General features: G+C 59.7%; 7 protein-coding genes. 1 reads left to right on the forward strand and 6 read right to left on the reverse strand.

Annotated features, from left to right (window positions below; all coding sequences use genetic code 11):
• Positions 1 to 285: 285 nt before the first annotated feature.
• A complete protein-coding gene (locus ACIOUG_RS04375) occupies positions 286 to 966 on the reverse strand; it encodes a histidine phosphatase family protein (protein WP_401062836.1) in 681 nt (226 codons plus the stop codon).
• Between the two features lie 314 nt (positions 967 to 1,280).
• Between ACIOUG_RS04375 and ACIOUG_RS04380 the strand changes: the two genes are divergently transcribed.
• Positions 1,281 to 2,591 carry a sensor histidine kinase gene (locus tag ACIOUG_RS04380; RefSeq protein WP_401062809.1) on the forward strand — a complete coding sequence of 437 codons (1,311 nt, stop codon included), beginning with the start codon at positions 1,281 to 1,283 and terminating at the stop codon, positions 2,589 to 2,591.
• On the opposite strand, the gene ACIOUG_RS04385 is transcribed toward ACIOUG_RS04380, so the two are convergent.
• From ACIOUG_RS04385 to ACIOUG_RS04405, 5 genes are all read right to left on the reverse strand, one after another.
• A complete protein-coding gene (locus ACIOUG_RS04385; RefSeq protein WP_401062810.1) occupies positions 2,549 to 3,100 on the reverse strand; it encodes a membrane integrity-associated transporter subunit PqiC in 552 nt (183 codons plus the stop codon). The genes ACIOUG_RS04380 and ACIOUG_RS04385 overlap by 43 nt on opposite strands.
• A 16-nt stretch (positions 3,101 to 3,116) precedes the next feature.
• A complete protein-coding gene (locus tag ACIOUG_RS04390; RefSeq protein ID WP_401062812.1) occupies positions 3,117 to 4,772 on the reverse strand; it encodes an intermembrane transport protein PqiB in 1,656 nt (551 codons plus the stop codon).
• 189 nt (positions 4,773 to 4,961) lie between these two features.
• Positions 4,962 to 6,263 (reverse strand): NAD(P)/FAD-dependent oxidoreductase, encoded by a 1,302-nt coding sequence (locus ACIOUG_RS04395; protein WP_401062813.1) that lies wholly within the window; start codon positions 6,261 to 6,263, stop codon positions 4,962 to 4,964.
• A complete protein-coding gene (locus ACIOUG_RS04400; protein WP_401062815.1) occupies positions 6,260 to 7,348 on the reverse strand; it encodes a polyamine ABC transporter substrate-binding protein in 1,089 nt (362 codons plus the stop codon). Before ACIOUG_RS04400 ends, ACIOUG_RS04395 begins: the two co-directional genes overlap by 4 nt.
• Positions 7,349 to 7,564: 216 nt before the next feature.
• Positions 7,565 to 8,723, reverse strand: a 1,159-nt coding sequence (locus tag ACIOUG_RS04405) for a glutamine synthetase family protein (RefSeq protein ID WP_401062816.1), incomplete at its 5' end; no start/stop codon positions are given.

An 8,723-nucleotide genomic window follows, 5' to 3' on the forward strand; every position in this document is an offset into this window, starting at 1 on the left:
GTGCAGTACAAAGTGTGCGTTTCAGTGGCGGCCTGGCGATTTCCGTTGCAGGCACGGCACTGGGTTAATGAATGCAGAGGCGAGCACGCCGATGGGCGTGTTCTGTATTCAGAGAACGGAGAGCTTCCAGCTTCAAGTTCTCTCCACAAAGACAAGCGCTAAAACAGAACATGTCCAGTTTTTGAAAGTAAAAAACATCTCTTATTACAAACTTTGAAGCGCCAATGCGGCGGGTTAGAGCACTGGCTGAACAATAGCGTGGCGTTGCGTATTTAATTCCGATGATTACTTGTTCAATCGTTGCCAACCTTCGGGATTCATGATGCCGATTACTTCAAGTTGGCCTTGCGCATCTATCCGGGATAAGACAGCGCTGCCATAGGCGGCGGCAACAGCACGGGGGTAACCGGTTTGCCTTTCGAAGTCGGCGATGCAACCGCTGTGGGTCACCAGGATCATGTTCTGCCCCGGAGTCTTGTGCGCCACCAACTCATCGCGCATCGTCGGGCCACAGGTTTCCAGCCATTCTGCCGCCACTGCGTCGCGACCGAACATGTAATGAGCCGTTTGTGCAGTCCGTGTCAGCGGGCTGGTGAACACCTGGGTCTGTTGCATCCCCAACTGCGTGAAAGCCAGACCGACGGCGGCTGCAGCGAGACCGCCGGACTGGGTGATCCCATCCTCCGGCCCCAGACAAATGTTGCTCGAGCGGTCACACCGTTCGGTGTGGCGCACCAGAGCAACGACCTCACCGGCTTGCCAGGCTTTCAACCATTCCTGAGTCGCAGACGCGCTGACGTAACGCAGGTTGCTCGGCGAACGCTGCAGCCAGACGAAGCCACAAAGCAAAATGATCACCAACATGCCGACAGCAATGGCTGCCCAGGCCCGTGGACGAGAGAGGTACGATCTCTTGGATGCTGATTGTATGTGTACTAATTCAACCACGACGTTGCCTCTTGTCAGTCCCGAGTACCACTCAGTACACGCGCAGTGCAACGTAAGCTCGAGGAGGTTAGTTACTTTACGGTGGTCATCTTGAATGGCTGCTGAACACTACGTTCAGAGTCGTGGCGGAGCAGTGAAGAACATGTGAAAAATTTGCGAGAGAAGTGCAGGTATTAGCGGAAAACGCTATTTGATAAATAAACTCAAATAGTCGTTTTGTTTGTTCGAGGCACTTAACAACAGCGCCGGGTGAGGCGAAGCTGCGACCGTTGGCCAGCGTCGCGGCGCTGTCCGTGGCAGCCCTGACATCAATACTGGAGTGATTGATCCGGATGGACCTCAAGCAAAGCCTCGCCAATCGAATTGTGATTGTGTTCGCCTTGATGAGCGCGGTGGTGGCTGGTGTCTTCGCGATGGGCATTGTGGCGACGGTGCATGTCGTCGAGCACAGGTTGACCATGACGTCCCTCAGCGGTGGGCTGCGCCGTTTGCTGGCGATGGACGACATCAACCAGTGGCGCCACGAGCCGGAAAAGAGCGAACTGTTTTTTTTCGAGAACGGTCCGGGGCCGATGGCACTGACGCCACAACTGGCCGGACTGCCAATCGGCTATCAGGAGATCACGTTCAACGGTGATGACTTCTACGCGATGGTCGAGGCGGTCGGCGGACGCAAATACGTGCTGCTGCGCAATCAGGAAAGCTTTGAACAGCGCGAGCACGTGTTGTTCATCGTGGTGATTGTCGGGTTCATCCTCAGCGTCATGTTAGCCGTCGCGCTTGGCCGGCTGCTGGCGCGGCAGGTCATGGCACCGGTGATTCGCCTGGCGGGGCAGGTGCGTCATCGTGATCAGTTGATCGCGCTGGCGCCGGCGCTGCATCCGGATTACGCCGATGATGAAGTGGGGGAATTGGCTCTGTCTTTTGACCAGACCCTGGGCCGGTTACGCGAGACCCTGAACCGGGAAAAGCTCTTCACCAGCGACGTCAGTCATGAACTGCGCACGCCGTTGATGGTTCTGGCCAGCTCCTGTGAGCTGTTGCTGGCCAACCCTTCGCTGGATCCGCGCTCCACCCAGCAGGTCAAACGCATTGCCCGGGCCAGCGCCGAAATGCGCCAACTGGTTGAGACCTTTTTGATGCTGGCGCGCAAGCCGCAAGAGCTTGGCACCGAATCCACCTGCACACTCAAATCCATTGCCGACGCCCAGGTGGAAATCTGGGGGCGACTGATTCGTGAAAAAGGCTTGGAGTTCATCTACGAACCGCAACTGGCGGGCATCGAGCGTTATGACCTGACGTTTCTGCAGTCGGTGATGGGCAATCTGTTGCGCAATGCCTGGCACTACACCGATCAGGGTTTTGTAAGGTTGGTCCTGCTCAAGGACGGTTTCGTGGTCGAGGACAGCGGCATCGGTATTCCGGAAGAGAAACGCCACGCGATGTTCCAGCCCTTCGTGCGCGGCGATGAGCAGCGCGGTGAAGGGCTGGGGTTGGGACTGTCGCTGGTGCAGCGGATCTGCAGCCACCAGCACTGGCAGGTTCAGTTGGTGACCCGCGAACCCAACGGCTGCCGTTTCACCGTTACGCTGGCGGCGGCTCAGGATGCCGCCGGGCAGGTGCGAGAATTGCCCGCCGCCTGATTGATCAGGGCAGCCAGGCGTTTGACGTTGTTCTGTTGCGCGGCCACCAGTTCGTCGATGCTTGGGCCGGATGCTGTTTGCAAGGTTGAATGGCAGGTCAGCAGAGCATTGTCCGCCGCACCGCTGGGGCGCAGGCGCCATTTGACGTCGATCAGCCCGTATTGTCCGGGAATCGAGTCGAAACGCTGCACATCAATGCGCACCGAGACATTGCCGCGAGTGCCGGTATTGCTCAGTTGATCGTTCAAGGCACTGCGCAACTCATCCGCCAGACTCGCCCCCCACCACTGGGTTTCCAGAATCGCCAGGCCATTGTTGCCCTGACGGATGACGATTTGCGGGCGGTCGACTTGCGGCGGCACGCTGATCCCCTCGATGGGAATCTGCGTACCGGCGCGGGACGTCGGCAGTTGTACCGGCGTCAGGGTATGAAAGCTGATCGGCTCGCTGCGGCAGGCGCCAAGCAGCATGCACGCAGCGAGCACGGTGATCTTCAGCGGTACAGCCATGGGGTAGCTCCTGTGCTCAATTGCGTGGCGGCCCTTTCAGATCCAGCGGCGCGGCGTTGTCGGGACGACCGCGAATCAGCGATTCCGGATGGCGACCGAGATAATCCGACAGCTCCCGCAGCGACCGCGACATGCGCCCGAGCTCATCCAGGGTCTCGGTAAGTTTCTCGCGCTGCGGCGAATCTTCGGCCAGCGTCGAGCTGGCGGACTGCAAGGTCTTGCTGACGTCGGCCAGGGTGGTCTGCACGCTCGGCAGGGTTTTCGCGTTGAACTGTTGCAGTCCTTTACGCAGCTCCACGAGGTTGCTGTCGAGGTTGCCGGCAATCCGTTCGACCGGCAGTTTGTTGAGCTTGTCGACCACCGCTTCGAGTTTTTCCTGCAACTGTTCGAGGCTACCGGGCACGGTTGGCAAGACCACCGGCCGGGCCGTGGCGTCGAACGCGACTTTCTCGGCTTTCGGGAAGAAATCCAGCGCAATGTACAGTTGCCCGGTCAGCAGGTTGCCGCTGCGCGCCTGGGCGCGCAAACCGTTATCGACGAAGGTGCCGAGCAGGCGAATGCCGGCGGCTTCGTCGTTGGGATCGTGCTTGAATTCGGTGAGCATTTTTTTGTAAGCCTGACCGAGGCGCTGCGGGTAAATGACGATGCCGACGTTAAGCGGGAAGCTGCGTTTCTTTGCGTCGAAGTCGAGGTTGATTCCGACGACCCGGCCGATCTCCATGCCGAGAAATTCCACCGGGGCGTCGACTTTGAGCCCGCGTAGCGACTGGTCGAAACGCAGCACCATGTATTGCGCCTTGCCGTTGGGCGGGGCGAGGGCGGTTTGCTGATCGGCGAACAGCTCGAAGTCCTTGTCGTCGGACGCGGCCACGTCGTTGGGGCTGTAATCCGGCGCACGGAAGGCAATGCCGCCGACCAGCATGGTCGACAGCGATTCAGTCTTCACCGCAAAGCCGTTGGCGCCGACATTGATGTCGATGCCGCTGGCGTTCCAGAACCGAGTGTTTTCGGTGACAAACGCATCGTTCGGCGAATGAATGAACACCTCGATGTCCACGCCCTTGCCCTCGGGATTGAGGGTGTAGGTGACGACCTGGCCGACCGGAATCTTGCGGTAATAAACCGGCGAACCGATATCCAGTGAGCCGAGATCCGGCGCATGCAGCATGAAGCGCTTGCCCGGCTCGCCGTAAGTGATCGGCGGCGGGTTCTCCAGGCCTTTGAAGTGTTTGGCGCGGCTGTCGGATTGCCCGATATCGGCACCGATGTAGTCGCCGGAGAGCAGGGTGTCGATGCCCGAAACGCCACCGGCGCCGATGCGCGGGCGCACGACCCAGAAGTGTGAGTCTTCGCGGGTAAAGGTTTCGGCCTGCTTGGAGAGCTTGATGGTGGCGTCGACGCTCTTCTGATCGCCGCTCAACTCGACGTCAGTCACTTGACCGATGACCACGTTGCGGTACTTGACCTCGGTCTTGTTGGCGGTCAGGCCGCTGCCGGTCTTGAAGTTGACGACGATGCTCGGGCCTTCCTGCAGCAAGTTGTGCACCACCAGCGAAATACCGACCAGCACCGCGACGATCGGCACGATCCACACCAGTGAAATACTGAAGCGACGCGTCTTGATCGGCGCTTGGCCCGGTGCTCGTGGCTCATCGACGGCTGACGACTTCATCCATGTCTTCCTCGGTTGGGTGGATGCTGAGCGTCAGGAACGCAAAAGCACTTCATCAATATAGAAGTGCTTGGCGATAGAGCAAATAAGCGAGGAGATGACTACGTGTAGGAGCTGCCGCAGGCTGCGATCTCTTGATTTTAAAGATCAAAAGATCGCAGCCTGCGGCAGCTCCTACACGGGATGCGTTCAGCCGACAAGTTCGCGCAGGCGGTACCAGAACATGCCCAGTGCCAGCAGTGGCGAGCGCAGGGCCGGGCCGCCGGGGAAGGTCATGTGCGGCACGGCGCTGAACACGTCCATGCCCTGACTGTGGCCGGCGTGAATCGCTTCGCCCAGCAACTTGGCGCACCAGTGGGTGACGTTGAGGCCGTGACCGGAATAACCCTGAGCGTAGAACACGTTTGGCTGCTGCTTGAGCCGGCCGACCTGCGGGAAGCGATTGGCGGTGATGCCGATCTTGCCGCCCCATTGATAGTCGATGCGCACGTCCGCCAGTTGCGGGAAGACCTTGAGCATCTTCGGCCGCATGTAGGCGGCGATGTCCGCCGGATCACGGCCGGAATAGTGACAGGCGCCGCCGAACAATAGGCGTCGGTCCGCCGAGAGCCGGTAGTAATCGAGGCCGACTTTCTGGTCGCACAACGCGAGGTTGTGCGGGATCAGTTGTGCGGCGCGGGCTTCGGACAGCGATTCGGTAGCGATGATGTAACTGCCGGCGGGCAGCACCTTGCCACTGAGTTGCTGTTCGAGATCATCCAGGTGCGCGTTGCAACCGAGCACCAGACTGCCGGCGCGGACGCTGCCGCTGGCGCAGCGCACTTCAACGGTTTCGCCATGAACGATCTGCTGCACCGGGCTTTGCTCGAAGATGCGCACCCCGAGGGACGCCGCCAGACGCGCTTCGCCCTGCACCAGATCCAACGGGTGCAGATGGCCGGAGCCCATGTCGATCAAACCTCCGGCATAGCCGTCAGCGTTGACCACTTGCTCACGGATCAGCTCCGGGCCGACCAGGCGGGTCGAGTGTTGATAGTTGAGTTCGTTGAGGCTGACCTGTTCGTCCTTGAATGCGGCGAACTGCGCCGGGGTATTCGCCAGTTCGCAGAAGCCCCAGCGCAGGTCGCACTCGATTTCATTCTCGGTGATGCGCTGGCGCACCAGTTCCACCGAGTCGATCCCGGCACGTTGCAGATAACGTACGCCTTCGTTGCCGACGTAGCGGGCAAACCCTTCGACCTCATGGCCGATGCCGCGAATCAGCTGACCGCCATTACGCCCGCTGGCACCCCAGCCGATGCGCCGGGCTTCGATCAACACCACCGACAGACCGCGCTGCGCCAACTCGATGGCGGTATTGACCCCGGTGAACCCGCCGCCGATCACGCAGACATCGGCGGTGAGGTCACCATCGAGTGCCGGCCGGGGCGTGCTGGCCCGGGCCGAAGCAGCGTAATAGGAGCGGGCGTGTTCTTTGCTGTACTGATTCATTTGTTCGACTTCACTTTGCTCCAGGACCGGGTCATCAGACGCATGATCGACTGGGGCGGGGTGGTGGAAATATACAGTTTGTCGAGGACTTCCTGCGGTGGGTAAACCTCTGGATTGCTCACCAGTGCCACGTCCATGAACTGCTTGGCCGGCGGGTTCGGGTTGGCGTAACCGACCGAGGCGCTGACTTTGGCGATCACCTGCGGATCGAGCAGGTAATTGATGAAGGCGTGGGCTTCTTTGGCATTGGCGGCGTCGGCCGGAATCGCCAGCAGGTCGAACCACAGGTTGGCGCCTTCCTTCGGGATCGCGTAAGCGATGTTCACCCCGTTCTTGGCTTCCTTGGCGCGGTTGGCCGCCTGGAATACGTCACCGGAGTAACCGAAGGCTACGCAAATGTCGCCATTGGCCAGGTCGGACACGTATTTCGAGGAATGGAAATAGGTGATGTACGGACGGATGCTCAGCAGTTTGGCTTCAGCCTTCTTGAAGTCTTCCGGGTTCTCGCTGCGTGGGTCCATGCCCATGTAGTTGAGGATCGCCGGGAACACTTCGTCGGCCGAGTCCATCATCGACACGCCGCACTGCGACAGCTTCTTGATGTTTTCCGGCTCGAACAGCACGGCCCAGGAATCGATGTGATCGATGCCCAGCACTTGCTTGACCTTGTCGACGTTGTAGCCGATGCCGTTGGTGCCCCACAGATACGGCACCGAGTGGGCGTTTTGCGGGTCGTTCTTCTCAAGCAGCGCGAGCAGTTTCGGGTCAAGGTTTTTCCAGTTCGGCAACTGCTCGCGATCCAGTTTGAGGAACGCGCCGGCCTTCACCTGACGGGCGAGAAAGTGGTTGGACGGCACAACCACGTCGTAGCCGGTGCGGCCAGCGAGCAGTTTGCCTTCCAGGGTTTCGTTGGAGTCGAAAACGTCGTAGATCACCTTGATCCCGGTCTTGGCCTGGAAATCGGCGAGGGTGGTTTCACCGATGTAGTCGGTCCAGTTGTAGACGCTGACCTGTGGCTGGGCCAGGGCGGCGGTGCTGCACAACAGCGCCAGCGCGGCGGGAACCATGGATTTCAATAGACGCATATCGACACCTCTTGGAGTTATTGGAGTTTTCAGGTGGTTCTGGATTTTCAGATGGATCATTGTTCCTCTGTGGGACCAGTGCTGTTTGTGGGAGGGGGCTTGCTCCCGAAGAGGCCGGCACATTCAACATTACTGATGACTGACCCACCGCTTTCGGGAGCAAGCCCCCTCCCACAAAAGCCCATTCCATAGAGGTGAAGGGGCTCTGTAGGTGGATCAGACGCTGAGCAGCAGGAACTCGCGTTCCCAGGAGCTGATCACACGCTTGAAGTTTTCATGCTCGGCGCGTTTGACCGCGACATAGCCGCGTACGAACTTGTTGCCCAGGTATTTGGCAACGGTGTCGCACTCTTCCATTTGCGTCAGCGCGTCTTCGATGGTGATCGGCAGGCGCAGATTGCGGCGTTCGTAGGCGCGGCCTTCGACAGCGGCGCTCGGCTCGATGCCTTCGACCATGCCGATGTAGCCACACAGCAGGCTCGCGGCGATCGCCAGATACGGGTTGGCGTCGGCGCCCGGCAGGCGGTTTTCCACGCGCATGGATTCCGGCCCGGAGGTCGGTACACGCAGCCCGACGGTGCGGTTTTCTTCACCCCACTCGACGTTGACCGGTGCCGAGGTGTCCGGCAGGAAGCGGCGGAACGAGTTGACGTTCGGCGCGAACATCGGCAGCACCTTCGGGATGTACTTCTGCAGACCGCCAATGTGATGGCGGAACAGCTCGCTCATCTTGCCGTCGGCATCGGCGAAGATCGGCTTGCCGGTGGCGATCTCCACCACGCTCTGGTGCAGGTGCATGGCGCTGCCGGGCTCGTCGCCAATCGGCTTGGCCATGAACGTGGCGGTGACGTTGTGCTTGAGCGCGGCTTCACGCAGGGTGCGTTTGAACACGGTGATCTGGTCGGCCAGATCCAGTGCGTCGCCGTGGCGGAAGTTGATTTCCATCTGCGCCGGGCCGTCTTCGTGGATCAGTGTGTCCAGATCCAGACCTTGCAGTTCGCACCAGTCGTAGACGTCTTCGAACAGCGGATCGAATTCGTTAGCGGCGTCGATAGAGAACGACTGCCGACCGCTTTCGGCGCGGCCGGAACGTCCGAGCGGTGCCTTGAGTGGCAGGTCCGGGTCTTCGCAGCGCTGGGTCAGGTAAAACTCCATTTCCGGCGCCACGATCGGCTTCCAGCCCTTGTCGGTGTACAGCTGCAGGACTTTTTTCAGCACGTTGCGCGGCGACAGTTCGATCGGGTTGCCGAACTTGTCGAAGGTGTCGTGGATGACGATGGCGGTCGGCTCGATGGCCCATGGTTTCTTATTATAGTTGTTTATATCAGTTTTGTTTACTATTTTGATGTATGAAGTTTTGTTATGGTGTTTGTTT

Source organism: Pseudomonas sp. NPDC087803 (assembly GCF_044742995.1).
GTDB lineage: Bacteria > Pseudomonadota > Gammaproteobacteria > Pseudomonadales > Pseudomonadaceae > Aquipseudomonas.